Raw genomic sequence first — 17,079 nt, 5'->3', positions numbered from 1 at the left:
AATTTGATGCGTTCTTGGTAGTGTAAAATCAATAAAAAACCAGACTACCTTATGAGTGGAGATCAAATCCTTCAGTTATTTGCTTATTTGTTACCAGCAGTTGTTACCGGTGCTGTGGCTTTCTATTTCTTTAGATTGCACACTCGAAACGAAGATGGACGCAGACGATTTTTACTGCACAAAGATTCCCAAAAGGAAACTTTGCCCATTCGTTTACAGGCCTACGAACGCATGGCACTTTTCTTGGAACGTATCGCATTGAACAGTCTTGTTGTACGCGTAGCTCCTAAAGGAAAAAACAAAAGTGATTATGAGAACTTGCTTATCAAACAGATTGAGACGGAGTTTGAACACAACTTATCACAGCAGATATACATGTCAGATTCTTGCTGGAACATCATTAAAACAGCTAAGAATACGACGATTCAAATCATACGTTCTGCTGGGATGAGTGAAACTGATTCGCCGGATAAACTTCGAGAAGATATTCTCAACCAGACCATGGAGAAAGAGTCTCCATCCAATGCAGCTTTGGCCTTTGTAAAGAAGGAAGTAACTGACCTTTGGAAATAATCTATTCCTGCCGTTCAGGTTCTATTGGACTAGTTTCCTCGTTCTTGTTCTTGGCGTATAAATAACCACGCTTCCACCACAATGTCATTCTTTCTTTATTGAAAACCAATGAGTTTGTGGTGAGAACTGTTGGCGTATAGTAGAAATTAATGATTGCATCCTTTTGGTTCGCCACTAACTTACCGATTCGGATATTCTGATTCTCGATACGGTCCAACATAAATCCGAAAATGGTGGTAATGAGATCAAAAGGGTTTTTGGATGACATGCGGTTTAAATGGTTAACTTCGGTGTGCAAAACCACCACATCTACTTCAGTTGCACCTCGCTGCAAAGCTTCCTCGATGGGCACCAAGGTACCCAATCCACCGTCTGCATATTCGCAGCCATTCTTTTTGACCAAACTCATAAACGGTGTGTAGTTGGAGGAAATCCATATCCAGTCACAGAACTCATCGTACGTGCAATCGTTGATGGATTTGTATTCCACTTGGTTCAACGATAGATTGGACACCGTAACTACCACATCCATTTTACCTTGCTTCAATTCGTTGAACTCTTCAATCGTAATGGATCTTCGAATTAATTTCCGTAGGTTTTCGCTTTCCCCAAAGGTTTTTTTGCCCTTGATAAAGTTTTTGATCACATTCCAATGGTTGATGGCAATGGTCTCAACGCCGTGTTTTTTCTTAATAATGAAAGGGCAATTGTTGAAAATACTGTCTTGGTTGACGTTTGAATAGATGTTTTTAATCTTATCCAATTTATTCAATGCCAAATGTGAAATCAATAGACTACCCGTAGAAGTTCCAACGAACAAATCGTAATCGTGTTTGGCTTCCTGAATCAAAAATTGGGCAACACCACCAGCAAAGGCACCCTTACTACCTCCTCCCGAAATGACCAATGCCCTCATTCACCTAAAGTTTTCTCCAAATATTGTTTTTCTTGCTGACTTAACAAAGGGTAAAGCCCTTTAATGCGGGCTGTATTCCCCTCAGATTGCAAAAAGGCGTTCAATATTTCTCTGGCCGACTTTTTAAAATGCCACACATGGTGACTACAAGACTCCACTAAGTTTTTTAGTACGGTATCGGTAAAACCACCAATACTTTTTAAGTATTGGAATGCAATCAAACGGGTTTCAAAATGATGCTCGGAACCTGTATAACCGCTTAATTCATCAAAATATAAAGCTTTTGAATCTGGATTGTACTCAGGAGTCACCAAGGCGAGGGTCAACCATAACAATCGGATATTCTTATTCGGAAACCCTGTGATTCCATCAGTTTCATTGAGATATTTGCTTCTGTTTTGGGGAAAGTCAGTCCACAGTCGGTACAAAGCAGCTTCTATGGTGGTGTAGCTCTTATCGTTTAAAAGTCCCTCGACCGCTGTTTGAAGCTCCACAGGGATTTTATTTTGAGACAAAATAACAGCTTGCCTTACTTTTAAATCTTCAGATTTGATGATGGTACCCAAAAATGCTGCGGACAGCTTATCACCATAATCCAAAACCAGGTTTTCTTTTAGTTGGTTTGATATTAATCTTTTCCAAGCTCGTTTTAAAATGGTTTCGGTCTTTTCAGGTTGCTTCGCTATCTTGTTTTTCAGCTCAAAATATGTTTTGATGGATGTATTCTTCTCCTTTAAAAACGAAATCACTTGATTATAAGGAAAATCAGGATTCTCCAACCACAGCTTCTCAAAATCTTCAAGGTCTGTGTTCGAAACCTTTTCCAGTTCCTCCATAAAATTGGGGATGGTCACGTTTTTAAAGGCATATTTGTTTAGGTAGTTCTGCACGCCTCGCTGAAAAGCTTCCTCTCCTACTTTATCTCTGAGCATTACCAAGGACCAAGCACCTTTTTCGTAAAATGTAAGGCTGCCAGCGTTCGGATTGCGAAGCGCCTCGCCTCCATCATCACCAGAAAAACGCTGTAAGGCTTTGGCTGTTTCCAATAAATGCCAATAGAAATAATCATCACCAAAAATGTCCTTTTCCGCCAAGTAGGCGTAAAATGTGGCAAAGCCTTCGTGCAACCAATGGTGTTCGCTGCTGGTTTCGGTAACCAAATCGCCAAACCAATGGTGCGCCATCTCGTGAGCATTTACATTCACGTAGTTTTTGTCCATAAAGGCGGTAGAATCTATCACATATTGATTCGAAAAGATGGTGCAAGTGGTGTTCTCCATTCCCGCATAGAGAAAATCCTGAACGGGAACTTGTTTGTAGTTCTTCCATGGGTAGGCAACATCGATTTCGTTTTCCAAAAAGTCAAAAACATGCTTAGTGTACCGATATGTAGGTTCAGCTTTTAAACTGTCTTTTCGTTCATAATAGAGTTCAATAGGCATTCCTGAACTGGATTGAATGTCCTTTTTATCAAAATCCCCGATGGCAAAACCTACAAGATAACTACTCATTGGTTCTTCCATATCAAACTGCCATAAATATCCATTATCATCGGGCAAGGTGTCTTGTTTGACCAACTTTCCGTTGGCGATTACGGTATAATCTTGCTTCAGGATAATTTCAAGATCAAACTCTACCTTTTCCATCATATCATCAAAACTGGGTAACCAGTGACTGGTATATTTCCCCTGTCCCTGCGTCCAAACTTGTTCATTGTTCCTGACACCATCGTCCCAACCTAAAAAATATACCGTTTGTTTGGGTTTGCCAATATAATCCAGCTTCAGCAAATGGGTGTCGCCTTTCTCCATCATTTTTTTGATGGTTATTTTTCGACCATTGTAATCGTAGTCTATTTTTGCATCATCCAAAAAAACTGATGAAAACTCAAGATTTACAGCATCAAGATAAAAGGAACTCACATCTTCAATTACGTCAAACTGATAAGTCACGTTACCATTTATGCGATTTTCGGATGGTGTGGGTTCAATCGAAACATTGGCGTGGACAAAGTCTACCTTATCCTGAACTTGGGCGGACAAGAACTGTACAAATAAGAAAAAAACGACTATGGGGCTCAGCTTCATACCATCATCTTATCAAAAGTCCTTCCAAATTACATATTTTAGTTCGATGAATCCCAATTTTCTGCAAACTCCCATAGCATATCTCAAAGGAGTTGGTCCGAACAGGGCCGATGTACTAAAGGCCGAATTGGGCATTGAGACCTTTAGGGACCTGCTCCACCTCTTCCCCAACCGCTATTTGGACCGGACGAGTTATTATAAAATTAATCAACTGCAACCCAGCGGTGCCGATGTGCAAGTGGTGGGGAAAATTGTCCATCTAAAAACGGTGGAACAAAAACGGGGGAAGCGTTTGGTGGCCTCTTTTGTAGATGAAACAGGACAAATGGACCTCGTTTGGTTCCGTGGGCTTAAATGGATCAAGGAAAATTTAAAACTGAACGAACCCTACGTGGTTTTTGGTAGGGTGAACAAATACGGAAGTACTTTCTCAATGCCCCACCCCGAGATGGAAACTTTGCAAAAGCATCAACAAGGATTAAAAATGGTGATGCAGCCCATCTACCCTTCTACGGAAAAATTAAGTAAAAAAGGAATCACCAATCGGGCCATCAGTAAAATGATGCAACAGTTGTTTGTAGAGTGCAAGGGCCAATTTCCTGAATCCTTGTCCCAAAACCTTTTGGAAGAATTGAAGTTGATATCAAAGAGTGCAGCGCTTTTTAATGTTCATTTTCCGAAGAATCAAGAATTATTGGCCAAAGCTCAATTTCGATTAAAGTTTGAAGAGTTGTTTTTTGTGCAATTGCGATTGATATCCCAAAATTTACAACGGAAACAAAAAATAAAAGGAATGCCCTTTGTTGCCGTAGGCGAAAAGTTTACCGAGTTTTTTAAGAAACACCTCCCTTTTGAACTCACGAATGCCCAAAAGCGGGTAATTAAGGAAATTCGGAACGATTTGGGTAGTAATGCCCAAATGAACCGATTGCTGCAAGGCGATGTGGGGTCAGGGAAAACGATTGTAGCATTAATGTGTATGCTTTTGGCCATTGACAACGGTTTTCAGACCTGTTTGATGGCACCTACCGAAATTTTGGCGACTCAACATTACAACGGACTCAAGGAACTGTTGGAGCATATGGACGTTAAGATTGCCCTATTGACCGGTTCCACTAAAAAGTCCGAACGCACTTTGCTGCACAATCAATTGGAAAATGGTAATTTGAACATTCTTGTGGGCACACATGCTGTTTTGGAGGATAAAGTGCAGTTTCGGAACCTGGGTTTGGCCATTGTGGACGAACAGCATCGTTTTGGGGTGGCGCAACGGTCGAAGTTGTGGCATAAAAATCAGACGCCCCCCCACATCTTGGTGATGACAGCAACCCCCATTCCCAGAACCTTGGCCATGAGCCTTTATGGTGATTTGGACATCTCGGTGATTGATGAGCTGCCTCCTGGAAGAAAACCCATCAAAACGGTTCACCGATACGACAGTAATAGACTGAAGGTGTTTGGATTCATCAAAGATGAAATCAAAAAAGGCAGACAGATTTACATTGTCTATCCTCTGATTCAAGAGTCAGAAGCGCTCGATTACAAGGATTTAATGGATGGTTACGAAAGCATTGTCCGTGATTTTCCGCAACCCGAATACCAAATTTCCATTGTACATGGTAAAATGAAACCCGCGGATAAGGATTACGAAATGGAACGTTTTGTAAAAGGTGAAACCCAAATTATGATCGCCACTACGGTTATTGAGGTGGGTGTGAATGTGCCCAATGCCTCCGTAATGATCATTGAAAGCGCAGAACGATTTGGATTGTCACAACTGCACCAGCTACGCGGTCGCGTAGGACGAGGTGCAGAACAGAGCTTCTGTATTCTGATGACAAGTCATAAACTATCCGAAGATGCCAAAACCCGTCTACAAACCATGGTCAGCACCAATGATGGTTTCGAAATTGCAGAGGTTGACCTTAAACTTAGGGGCCCTGGTGATTTGATGGGCACCCAACAGAGTGGGATGCTGAATCTTAAGATTGCAGATATTGTCAAGGACAATCAAATCCTGAAAACAGCCCGTTATTACGCCATTCAATTGCTCAAACAAGACCCAAGGCTCGAAAAAGCAGAAAATGCCCCTATTCTAAATGCCTTTTCCAAAATGATGGCCAACAAAACCATTTGGAACTATATCAGTTAACAAAAAACCCGGCTTTCGCCAGGCTTTCTATTAATTATCGTTTTAATTGATATCCTTACCTTCCTGCAGTTTGGTGATGCCTGCAGCAATTGCATCCTTGTTGGGCTGGTTTGGAGCCTTGTCTGCAGCAATCTTGAGATGTTTGAGGGCCGTTTTATAATTTCCAACAGCCGAATATCCTCTGGCCAAACCAAAATCTACAGGCCACGTATTCTTATGATTTTTGGCGTTCCATTTGAATACTTCCAAGGCCTTGTCTTTCTTACCCTGTGCAATCAACTGTCTTCCGTAACCGTGCACTTGTAAAACGTTTGCCAATGGCAAAGCTTCATCCATTATGGCATCTGCCTCTTCCGTTTTACCTTGTTTAGCTAGTATCTGTGATTTAATGCTCAGGTTGTTAAAGGTTTTCTCACTAAAGAACTGGTCTTCAATAGCTGCATTGATCCAACCCAAGGCCTCATCCAAATCACCCCCATTGTTCAATGCAAAATTTGCTGCCTGTTCCCAACTCTGACGGTTGAAACCAGGAGATGTTTGAAGTTGTTGTCGGATTTCGGCCAAAACATTTTGGGTAACATCCACATCAATTTTAAAAGGAATCTGTTTTTTCTCCCATTTCAATGATACCATGGCTGAATTCGCCGTAACATCATCAAAGCTATAGGTTAATTGCTCCACATGCGGGCTCTCCTGAGTAGTTACATCTACCCTTAGTGCATCTTCAGATGGTTCATAGAAATAACTACCCCAGGCACCATCGTTGGTGGAAAAAATAATAGTTGCCGTGTTATCTTCATTTACAACCATGTGTAAACCATATTTTCCTGCTGAAAGTGTTTTTCCACCAATCTTAATGTCGTGAGTGGTTTTAAAAATGGTGTTTTCATTAGCTCCAGCTCTCCAAGGTGATTCCGCAGCTGTCCCAAATCCTAAATTGTTCATACCATAAGGCACCAGCGTACCCCAAACTTCACGTCCATTAACACTGGGTCTCGAGTAAATAATGGTTACATCAGTGTTTCCAATACGCTGTGAAACTTTTGCTTTTTGACTGCCACGCGGTAAAAAATCAAGTTGCGCATTAGTCGCGCTTGTAATAAAAAAGGCAACGATGAGAGTCGTGACCGAAAAGTTTGAATAGAATTTTTTCATGGTTCGTTTTTTGATTTAATTGATTATTGGATAAGTTTTAATTTAAACTCCTAAAATAGTCAGCTTCAAGAGTAAGCTGCGTTACAACAATGTTAAATAACCAAAGAATAGATTAAAATTCAATTGGTTAATACCAAGAACTTCAAGTTCAGTAGATACATTTCGTGATATATTAATATGGGAAAGATTCATTTGTTAACATTCCTTGATTTTGCTAAAAATGAGCGTTGAACATCGTAATTTCACACTAAACGAAAATCAGTTTTACATACAAATTTTAACTTTGTATGCTTACAAATTATTGAAGATATAATGAGCAAGACACTATTTGATAAAGTTTGGGATTCCCATGTGGTAAAGCATATTGAGAATGGTCCGGATGTACTCTTCATCGACAGGCATTTGGTGCACGAGGTAACAAGTCCCGTAGCTTTTTTAGGATTAAAGAACAGAGGAATAAAAGTATTGTACCCAGAGCGCACTTTTGCGACCGCTGACCACAATACCCCTACCCGAAACCAACACTTGCCCGTAAAAGACCCATTGTCCGCAAATCAATTAAGGGCATTGGAAGAAAATGCGAACGCACACAATATTCCATATTGGGGACTTGGACATAAGAAAAACGGAATTGTTCACGTAATTGGCCCAGAACATGGGATAACCGTACCTGGAGCCACTATTGTTTGTGGAGATTCACATACTTCTACGCACGGAGCTTTTGGTGCGATTGCCTTTGGTATTGGTACCAGCGAGGTAGAAATGGTGCTTTCCACCCAATGTATTATGCAGCCCAAGCCCAAAAGTTTGCGCATCAATGTAAGCGGAGAATTGAGCGAAGCTGTTACTCCTAAAGATGTAGCGCTTTTCATCATTTCCAAGTTGTCCACTTCTGGTGCAACTGGATATTTTGTTGAATATGCCGGGGATGTATTCAAAAACATGTCCATGGAAGGCCGTATGACGGTTTGTAACCTTAGTATTGAAATGGGTGCCCGTGGAGGTATGATCGCTCCGGATGAGAAGACGTTTGACTACATCAAAGGAAGAGAATATACCCCAGAAGGACAAGATTGGGATGCTGCCATGGAATATTGGAAAACCCTTTTATCTGATGATGATGCTGAGTTTGACAAAGAAGTGACTTTTGATGCCAGCGAAATTGAACCCATGATCACCTTCGGTACCAACCCTGGAATGGGAATGGGAATCAGCAATAATATTCCGCTCGCCGAATCCATTGATGGCGCAGCCGCTACCTATAAGAAATCGTTGGATTACATGGATTATAACGAAGGAGAGCCAATGGTGGGCAAACCTATCGATTTTGTATTCCTTGGAAGTTGTACCAATGGTAGAATTGAAGATTTTAGAGCCTTTGCCTCCATCATAAAAGGAAGAAAAAAGGCCGACAATGTAACCGCTTGGTTGGTTCCTGGCTCCCACAAAGTGGAAGAAGCCATTAAAGAAGAAGGTATCTTGGATATCCTGACCGAAGCTGGTTTTGAATTGAGAGAGCCTGGCTGTTCCGCTTGTTTGGCAATGAATGACGACAAAGTTCCAGCTGGAAAATATGCGGTAAGTACCTCCAACAGAAACTTTGAAGGACGACAAGGCCCTGGCGCACGTACGCTTCTCGCTAGTCCATTAGTGGCAGCTGCAGCTGCTGTTACTGGAAAAGTGACCGATCCAAGGGAATTAATGCACGAGGAAATATTAGCATAACAATGAACAATTAGCAATGAAACAATCCATTGGTAATTGATAATTGACAACTGAAAATTGAAAAATAATGGCTTACGATAAATTCAACATACTAACAAGTTCAGCGGTACCATTGCCTATAGAAAATGTGGATACCGACCAGATAATCCCTGCAAGATTCCTTAAAGCTACCGAGCGTAAAGGATTTGGCGACAATTTATTTCGCGATTGGAGATACAATTCAGACGGAACTCCAAAAGAGCAATTCGTACTGAACAACCCAATCTATTCTGGAAAGATTTTAGTGGGTGGCAAAAACTTTGGTTCCGGTTCTTCCAGGGAACACGCCGCTTGGGCGGTATACGATTACGGATTCCGCTGCGTAGTATCCAGCTTTTTTGCGGATATTTTTAGAAACAACTGTTTGAACATCGGTGTGCTTCCCGTTCAGGTGAGCGCTGAGTTTTTGGACAAAATTCTCAAGGCGATTGAAGCTGACCCAAAAACTGAGTTGGAAATCAACCTGCCAGAACAAAAGATTACCATTTTGGCAACTGGGGAAAGCGAAAGTTTCGACATCAACGATTATAAAAAGGATAATATGCTCAACGGTTTTGATGATATTGACTACTTGTTGAATATCCAAGATGATATTGAGAAATACGCCGAAAACACACCGCTATAACCCATTCGTCGGAACACTACGGCCCAAAAAATGAAAACACGTACCATAGAAATTATGGACACCACCCTTAGGGATGGTGAACAAACCTCTGGGGTTTCTTTTTCCGCATCGGAAAAGCTCACCTTGGCCAAGTTATTATTGGAAGAACTCCAAGTGGACCGCATTGAGGTGGCCTCCGCCCGTGTTTCAGAGGGTGAATTACAGGCCGTGAAGAACATTGCCGATTGGGCAAAACCCGAAGGATACCTATCCAAAGTCGAAGTATTGACCTTTGTGGACAATGGTGTTTCCCTTAAATGGATGCAGGAAGCAGGCGCCAAGGTTCAGAACCTGCTTACCAAAGGTTCATTGAACCATTTGACCCATCAACTTAAAAAAACTCCAGAACGGCATTTTGCAGAAATAGAAAAAGTTGTTTCAGAAGCGCAAAAACTAGGAATTGATACCAATGTGTATTTGGAGGACTGGAGCAACGGAATGCGTAATTCCAAAGATTATGTCTTTCAGTTTTTGGACTTTTTGACGAAGCAGCCCATCAAAAGAGTTTTGTTGCCCGACACCTTAGGAGTACTTACACATACCGAAACAGGGGCTTTCCTAAAGGAAATCATTGAAAGATATCCCAATACCCATTTCGATTTTCACGGACACAATGATTACGATCTCAGCGTGGCAAACGTAATGGAGGCCTTGAAGGCCGGTGTACACGGATTGCACCTTACCGTAAATGGAATGGGCGAACGTGCGGGTAATGCACCCCTTGCCAGTGCCGTTGCGGTAATCAACGATTTTTTACCAGAAATCAAGATTGGTGTAAAGGAATCATCACTTTACAAAGTAAGTAAATTAGTGTCTGCTTTTACAGGTTTCAGCATACCTGACAACAAACCAATTGTAGGTGATAATGTTTTTACTCAAACAGCTGGAATACATGCAGATGGAGACAGTAAAAAGAATCTTTACTTTAACGACTTATTACCTGAGCGATTTGGAAGAAAACGCAAATATGCTCTAGGTAAAACATCAGGAAAGGCCAATATTCAGAAGAATCTTCAAGAGCTTGGATTGACCCTGAACGATGACGAACTGAAAAAGGTTACGGAACGTATCATTGAGCTTGGTGACAAAAAAGAACGTGTCACGAAGGACGATTTACCATACATCATTTCCGATGTACTCGATAGCAATCTGCATCAGCAAAAAGTATTTGTAAAATCATACGTGCTTACCCATTCCAAAGGATTGAAGCCCTCCACTACCCTTTCCATTGAAATTGAGGGAAAAACCTATGAGGAAAGCTCACAAGGGGATGGTCAGTTTGATGCTTTTATCAACGCATTGAAAAAGGTATACAACAAAGAAGGCAGGGATTTGCCGAAATTGGTGGACTATGCCGTTAGAATTCCGCCAGGCAGTAACTCCGACGCACTTTGCGAAACTGTCATTACTTGGCAAACCAAGGAAAAAGATTTTACAACTCGTGGGCTGGATTCAGACCAAACAGTATCTGCCATAAAAGCCACGGAGAAAATGCTCAATCTAGTATAATAGCACATTGATAATTGTTTATTGAAAACTGATAATTAAAGAAATGAAATTAAACATAGCGCTCTTGGCCGGAGATGGAATTGGCCCAGAAGTAATTGATCAAGCCGTAAAAGTATCTGATGCCGTAGCTACAAAGTTCGGTCACGAGATTAACTGGACCCCTGCACTAACGGGTGCCGCCGCTATTGATGCTATAGGCGAACCTTACCCGGACGAAACCCACGAAGCCTGTGTTGCTGCCGATGCCGTTCTTTTTGGAGCCATTGGCCATCCACGTTTTGACAACGACCCATCCGCCAAGGTGCGTCCAGAGCAAGGCTTATTGAAGATGCGTCAAAAATTGGGATTGTTCGCCAATGTACGTCCAACGTTCACTTTTCCATCTTTGATTGATAAGTCACCTTTGAAAAAAGAAAGAATTGAAGGTACCGACCTTGTTTTTCTTCGTGAACTGACAGGCGGAATCTATTTTGGAAAGAGAGGTCGCGAAGATAACGAAAACACCGCTTACGATACTTGCACCTATACTCGTGCAGAAGTGGAGCGTTTGGCCAAAAAAGGTTTTGAAATGGCGATGCAACGCTCCAAAAAACTATGCTGCGTGGACAAGGCCAACGTTTTGGAGACTTCTCGTTTGTGGAGAGAAACCGTTCAGAAACTGGAAAAAGACTATCCTGAAGTGGAGGTATCCTATGAATTTGTGGATGCCGTAGCAATGCGTTTGGTGCAATGGCCAAGTGCTTATGATGTGTTGATCACAGAAAACTTGTTCGGAGATATCTTGACCGATGAAGCCTCCGTAATTTCTGGATCCATGGGATTGATGCCTTCTGCTTCCCTTGGAGAAAAAACTTCTTTGTTCGAGCCTATTCACGGTTCTTACCCGCAAGCAGCAGGAAAAGATATTGCCAACCCGTTAGCGACGGTTTTATCCGCAGCGATGATGTTCGAAACTGCTTTTGGTCTTAAAGATGAAGCCGAAGCGATTCGAGAAGTGGTAAACAAATCATTGGCCGAAGGTGTGGTTACCGAAGATTTAGCCGATGGTGGGAAAGCCTACAAAACCAGCGAAGTTGGTGACTGGTTGGCGAAGAACATTTAACGAACCCCACATAAAAACCAAAAAGAAAGCCCCGAATTTCGGGGCTTTTTTATTGTTTATTGACGATTGTCCATTGCAAAAGCTTTACTTCTACAAAATATAATCCGTGCTCAAGAAATTGCTCACTTTAGCTTCCATTAATTGCTCCACAGTCTGAGTATTTAAGTCATTGTCTTTAAAAGCAACAAATGTTCTAATAGAGAAAGACCGCAAAGCATCATGCACACTCAAGGTGGATTGTGCGGAGTCTTTTCTGCCCGTGAATGGATAGACATCCGGCCCTCTTTGGCATGAACTATTCAGGTTAACCCTGCACACTAAGTTGGCCAAGGTGTCGATTAGCGGAGACAAGGTATAAACATCCTTACCGAACAAACTCACTTGCTGTCCGTAGTTGGATTCTGCCATATCATCCAAAGGCTCTTCAATTTCTTTAAATGAAAGCACTGGAATTATAGGACCAAATTGCTCTTCTTGATATACCCGCATATCTTTGGTCACAGGATACAACACGGCTGGCCATATGTAATTATCAAAATGCTTCCCTCCTTTTTTATTGATGATTTTTGCACCTTTTGCCAAGGCATCGTCCAACAACTCTTGAATGTAAGCTGGTTTGTCAGCTTCTGGGAGCGGAGTCAAATTCACACCATCATCCCAAGGGTTACCGAATTTTAGTCCATCTACTTTTTCCGCAAAGCGTTTCAGGAATTCATCTTTCACCTCATCGTGTACATAAACCACCTTTAATGCGGTGCAACGTTGCCCATTAAAGGACAAGGTACCTGAAATACACTCATTGATCGTTAAATCCAGTTCAGCATCTGGCAATACGATGGCTGGATTTTTGGCCTCCAAGCCTAAAACCAAACGGAGTCTGTTACTTTTTGGATGCTGTTCTTGCAAGGCGTTGGCCGATTTACTGTTTCCAATCAATGCCAACACATCAACCTTTCCTGTTTTCATTATAGGCGCCGCTACAGCTCTTCCGCGACCAAAAAGTATATTTACCACTCCCTTTGGGAAACTACTCTGAAAAGCCTCTAAAAGCGGTGTAATCAACAGAACTCCATGCTTTGCAGGCTTAAAAATGGTTGTATTCCCCATTATAATGGCAGGAATCAACAAAGCAAAAGTTTCATTCAAGGGATAGTTATAAGGTCCAAGACACAACACGACACCCAATGGACCTCTTCGAATATGGGCATAAACACCATCATGTTTTTGAAACTTGGCAGAATCACGATCTAATTGCTTGTAATCCTCAATGGTATCGTAAATATACTCAACGGTACGGTCGAATTCTTTATAGGAATCTGGTTTGGATTTACCAATTTCCCACATCAAAAGCTTCACCACCTCTTCACGTTTCTCTTCCATTTTCTCCACAAAGGACTCCATACAGTCAATACGGTCCTTCACCTTCATGGTCGGCCAAAGTCCTTGTCCCTTGTCATAAGCAGCTAAAGCGGCATCCAATGCATCCATTGCCTCAGGCTCGCCCATGTCGGGTACACTTCCCAAGTTTGTGGGAGCATATTCTTTTGTTGACGAAATTGTGGAAACTACCGGACCGGTATCACCATTCCATTTACGCAGTTCTCCATGCACCAAATAGGTTTTTTGATGGATTTCTTCAGTGATTTGATATTGTTCAGGTATTGCTGTTTTAGTTGTAGCCATTAGTTGTTGTTTTAAGCGATTAGTGTTGATTGAAATGGTCTATCCTCCCACACAAAACTAGCATAAAAACAAATGAAAATAGCTTAGTTTTCATGCAATTGGTCTTAAAAGGGATTGAAAACCGAGTTTATAATAATGATCCCTAAAAATGTTGGTGGTATCACACCAAATACTGAAAGAGATCTGGTTTATTGTTGAGATAATCCCCAAAGAAGTTGTTCTCTTTCATACGTTGAATCAAGGGTTCCAAATCATCAGGAGATTTAAGCTCAACCCCTACAATGGCTGGTGCATTTTCCCTGCTCGATTTTTTGGAGTACTCAAAATGGGTGATGTCATCATTGGGACCCAAAATATCCGCTACAAACTCTTTTAGTGCCCCTGGCCTTTGCGGGAACCTAACAATGAAATAATGCTTTAATTGGCCATATAGCAAGGCCCTTTCCTTGATTTCGGCTGTTCGTGTAATGTCGTTATTGCTTCCGCTGACCACGCAAACGACATTCTTACCTTTGATTTCCTCCCGGAAATAGTCCAAAGCCGCAATGGTCAAAGCTCCTGCCGGCTCCACCACAATGGCATCCCTATTGTAAAGATCTAAGATGGTCTGGCAGACTTTACCTTCGGGAACAGTCACCATTTTGTGCAAATACTCCTTGCAAATCTGAAAAGTTAACGAACCTACTTTTTGAACGGCTGCTCCATCAATAAACTTATCTATCTTCTCCAGCTCTACTACTTCGCCTTGCTCAATAGATTTTAGCATGGATGGCGCTCCTTCGGGCTCCACACCAATGATTTTAGTATTGGGCGACAATGCTTGAAATGTACCGCAAAGACCCGATGCCAATCCACCGCCACCAACAGCAACAAAAACGTAGTCAATGGGTTCACTGGATTGTTGTAAAATCTCTAAACCAACGGTAGCCTGCCCTTCTATGGTTTTTTCATCATCAAAAGGATGAACAAAGGTTTTTCCTTCTTGCGCACAAAATATTTGAGCAGCTTTTTTGGAGTCATCAAAGGTATCTCCTTCCAAAACCACATCAACCCAATCCCCTCCAAACATTTTGGTCTGGTCTATTTTTTGCTTTGGGGTCACCACTGGCATATAAATGGTTCCTTTTACCTGTAAATGACTACAAGCAAAGGCCACGCCCTGCGCATGATTTCCTGCGCTGGCACACACCACTCCACTGTCCAATTGCTTTTGGCTGAGTGAACTGATTTTGTTGTACGCACCACGGATTTTGTAACTACGTACTCTATGAAGATCTTCTCTTTTTAGAAGAATATTGGCCCCATAAGTTTTGGAATAGCGGATACTTTGCTGCAAAGGAGTTTCCTCCGCCACTTGGGCAATGGTCTTTGCTGCTTGATAAATATCCGCTATTTGCGGAAAGTAAGTTTCCACAGTCTCACTCATAGGGCCAATGGTTTTGTGTTATCCGATTGGCTTCATGGCAGTCATGGATGCACGCAATCTGGCACCAACAACTTCTACATCGTGCTCACGGATGGCTTTGTTCACGGCAATCAACCTTACATTGTCCACACCAGTGTCTTTTCCTTCTCCAAAGTGTTTTCCAATGATTTCGGTATCCACTTGCTTCATGAAATCGGTCAAAAGTGGCTTACAAGCGTGATCAAACAGGTAACAACCATACTCAGCCGTATCGGAAATCACACGGTTCATTTCGAACAATTTCTTTCTTGCAATAGTGTTGGCAATCAATGGGGTCTCGTGCAACGATTCATAATAGGCAGACTCACCAATGATTCCAGATTCGGTCATAGTCTCATAGGCCAATTCCACACCAGACTTCACAAAAGCAACCATCAACACACCGTTATCGTAGTATTCCTGCTCAGAGATTTCCATATCTCCTGCCGGTGTTTTTTCAAAAGCAGTCTCTCCTGTGGCAGCTCTCCAATCCAATAGGTTTTTATCCCCGTTGTCCCAGTCTTCCATCATCGTTTTGGAGAAATGTCCGCTCATAATATCATCCATATGCTTTTGGAACAATGGACGCATAATCACTTTTAGCTCTTCTGCCAAATCAAAAGCTTTGATTTTAGCTGGATTGGACAAACGGTCCATCATGTTGGTAATACCTCCCTGCTTCAAACCTTCGGTAATGGTTTCCCATCCGTATTGAATCAATTTAGAGGCGTAGGCTTTATCCACTCCTTTTTCAACCATTTTGTTGAAGGAAAGAATGGAACCAGTTTGCAACAAACCACAAAGAATGGTCTGCTCTCCCATCAAATCTGACTTTACTTCCGCTACAAATGATGACTCAAGAACTCCTGCCTTGTCCCCACCGGTTCCTGCAGCGTATGCTTTGGCCTGTTCCAATCCTTTTCCTTCTGGATCATTCTCTGGATGAACGGCAATCAAGGTTGGTACACCAAAACCTCTTTTGTACTCTTCACGCACCTCGGAACCTGGACTTTTTGGCGCTACCATAATCACGGTAAGGTCCTCGCGAACCTGCATTCCTTCTTCCACGATGTTAAAACCGTGGGAGTAAGACAATGTTGCACCTTGCTTCATCAAAGGCATTACTGTTCTTACCACATTGGTGTGCTGCTTGTCCGGAGTAAGGTTGATGACCAAATCAGCAGTTGGAATCAATTCGTCATAGGTTCCCACTACAAAATTGTTCTCCTTGGCGTTTTTGAACGATTGTCTTTCCTCTTTTATAGCCGCTGGACGAAGCGCGTAGGAGATATCCAAACCGGAGTCACGCATGTTCAGCCCCTGGTTCAACCCTTGGGCGCCACACCCAACAATTACAATTTTCTTTCCTTTTAGTGCGGTAACACCATCAGCGAACTCGCTAGAATCCATAAATCTACATTTTCCCAACTGGGTCAGTTGTTCACGAAGTGATAGTGTGTTAAAGTAATTTGCCATTTTTGATATTTGATTTTTAGCTATTTAGTTTTCTTGAAATTCTTGTAATATTTCACTTATCGGCATCGCAGCCTTTGTTACGGTAATTCTGCCGGAACGCACAAACTGCATAATGCCGTACGGTAAAAGAGCATCGTGCATTTCGTCTATTTCGTGCCTGCGTCCTGTTTTTGCCAAGGCAAAAAACTCACGGTTCACGGTTACGATTTGCGCATTGCTTTCTTTGATGATGTTTTGAATCTGACGTTCGTCAAACAACAGGTGCGACGCAATTTTGAACAAGGCAGATTCTTGATAAATGGTTTCATCATCGGTATGATAGTATGCCTTGATGACCTCTATTTGCTTTTCTATTTGGCCAACAATCTTGCGTGTCCAATCTTCCGTGGTAAAAACCACAATGGTGAATTTGGAAACACCTTCTATCTCTGATTTTGAAACGTTTAAGCTTTCAATATTAATGTGTCGCTTTAAGAATATTCCTGATATTCTATTGAGCAACCCTACATGATTTTCGGAATACACCGAGATGGTATACCATTGTTTTTCCATGT

Annotated in this window: 13 protein-coding genes; 6 read left to right on the top strand and 7 right to left on the bottom strand. The window is 41.9% G+C overall.

What is annotated here, in order from left to right:
* The first annotated feature begins 51 nt into the window (after positions 1–51).
* Positions 52–573 (top strand): DUF7935 family protein, encoded by a 522-nt coding sequence (locus D2V08_RS11555; protein WP_119608296.1) that lies wholly within the window; start codon positions 52–54, stop codon positions 571–573.
* A gap of 1 nt (position 574) precedes the next feature.
* Here the strand turns inward: D2V08_RS11555 and D2V08_RS11550 are convergent, their stop codons facing one another.
* Together D2V08_RS11550 and D2V08_RS11545 are read right to left on the bottom strand one after the other, a co-directional pair.
* On the bottom strand, positions 575–1,489 hold the full coding sequence (locus D2V08_RS11550; RefSeq protein WP_119608295.1) for a patatin-like phospholipase family protein: 915 nt from the start codon (positions 1,487–1,489) through the stop codon (positions 575–577).
* Positions 1,486–3,576: a M1 family metallopeptidase gene (locus D2V08_RS11545; protein ID WP_119608294.1), complete on the bottom strand. Its 2,091-nt coding sequence runs from the start codon at positions 3,574–3,576 to the stop codon at positions 1,486–1,488. Before D2V08_RS11545 ends, D2V08_RS11550 begins: the two co-directional genes overlap by 4 nt.
* A gap of 46 nt (positions 3,577–3,622) precedes the next feature.
* On the opposite strand from D2V08_RS11545, the gene recG reads away from it, so the two are divergent.
* Positions 3,623–5,728, top strand: a complete 2,106-nt coding sequence (gene recG / locus D2V08_RS11540) for an ATP-dependent DNA helicase RecG (RefSeq protein ID WP_119608293.1) — start codon at positions 3,623–3,625, stop codon at positions 5,726–5,728.
* Between the two features lie 42 nt (positions 5,729–5,770).
* Here the strand turns inward: recG and D2V08_RS11535 are convergent, their stop codons facing one another.
* Positions 5,771–6,883: a DUF2911 domain-containing protein gene (locus D2V08_RS11535; protein WP_119608292.1), complete on the bottom strand. Its 1,113-nt coding sequence runs from the start codon at positions 6,881–6,883 to the stop codon at positions 5,771–5,773.
* A gap of 312 nt (positions 6,884–7,195) precedes the next feature.
* Between D2V08_RS11535 and leuC the strand changes: the two genes are divergently transcribed.
* The 4 genes from leuC to leuB all read left to right on the top strand — a co-directional run bounded on the left by leuC (position 7,196) and on the right by leuB (position 11,922).
* Positions 7,196–8,608, top strand: coding sequence for a 3-isopropylmalate dehydratase large subunit (gene leuC, locus D2V08_RS11530; RefSeq protein WP_119608291.1), 1,413 nt, complete (start codon positions 7,196–7,198; stop codon positions 8,606–8,608).
* Positions 8,609–8,675: 67 nt separating this feature from the next.
* On the top strand, positions 8,676–9,272 hold the full coding sequence (gene leuD / locus D2V08_RS11525; RefSeq protein WP_100818410.1) for a 3-isopropylmalate dehydratase small subunit: 597 nt from the start codon (positions 8,676–8,678) through the stop codon (positions 9,270–9,272).
* 30 nt (positions 9,273–9,302) lie between these two features.
* Positions 9,303–10,820, top strand: coding sequence for a hydroxymethylglutaryl-CoA lyase-like TIM-barrel protein (locus D2V08_RS11520; RefSeq protein ID WP_119608290.1), 1,518 nt, complete (start codon positions 9,303–9,305; stop codon positions 10,818–10,820).
* A gap of 43 nt (positions 10,821–10,863) precedes the next feature.
* Positions 10,864–11,922 (top strand): 3-isopropylmalate dehydrogenase, encoded by a 1,059-nt coding sequence (gene leuB, locus D2V08_RS11515; protein WP_119608289.1) that lies wholly within the window; start codon positions 10,864–10,866, stop codon positions 11,920–11,922.
* Between the two features lie 90 nt (positions 11,923–12,012).
* On the opposite strand, the gene D2V08_RS11510 is transcribed toward leuB, so the two are convergent.
* From D2V08_RS11510 to ilvN, 4 genes are all read right to left on the bottom strand, one after another.
* The gene (locus D2V08_RS11510) at positions 12,013–13,605 is read right to left on the bottom strand and encodes an NADP-dependent glyceraldehyde-3-phosphate dehydrogenase (RefSeq protein ID WP_119608288.1); all 1,593 of its coding nucleotides are present in this window, start codon (positions 13,603–13,605) and stop codon (positions 12,013–12,015) included.
* A gap of 160 nt (positions 13,606–13,765) precedes the next feature.
* Positions 13,766–15,031: a threonine ammonia-lyase gene (gene ilvA, locus D2V08_RS11505; protein WP_119608287.1), complete on the bottom strand. Its 1,266-nt coding sequence runs from the start codon at positions 15,029–15,031 to the stop codon at positions 13,766–13,768.
* Between the two features lie 18 nt (positions 15,032–15,049).
* On the bottom strand, positions 15,050–16,525 hold the full coding sequence (ilvC, locus tag D2V08_RS11500; RefSeq protein ID WP_119608286.1) for a ketol-acid reductoisomerase: 1,476 nt from the start codon (positions 16,523–16,525) through the stop codon (positions 15,050–15,052).
* A gap of 24 nt (positions 16,526–16,549) precedes the next feature.
* Positions 16,550–17,077 carry an acetolactate synthase small subunit gene (gene ilvN / locus D2V08_RS11495; protein ID WP_014034547.1) on the bottom strand — a complete coding sequence of 176 codons (528 nt, stop codon included), beginning with the start codon at positions 17,075–17,077 and terminating at the stop codon, positions 16,550–16,552.
* Positions 17,078–17,079 lie beyond the last annotated feature (2 nt).

Source organism: Flagellimonas lutimaris, assembly GCF_003581615.1.
Lineage (GTDB): Bacteria > Bacteroidota > Bacteroidia > Flavobacteriales > Flavobacteriaceae > Flagellimonas > Flagellimonas lutimaris.
This window is presented reverse-complemented; position numbering and strand designations above follow the sequence as displayed.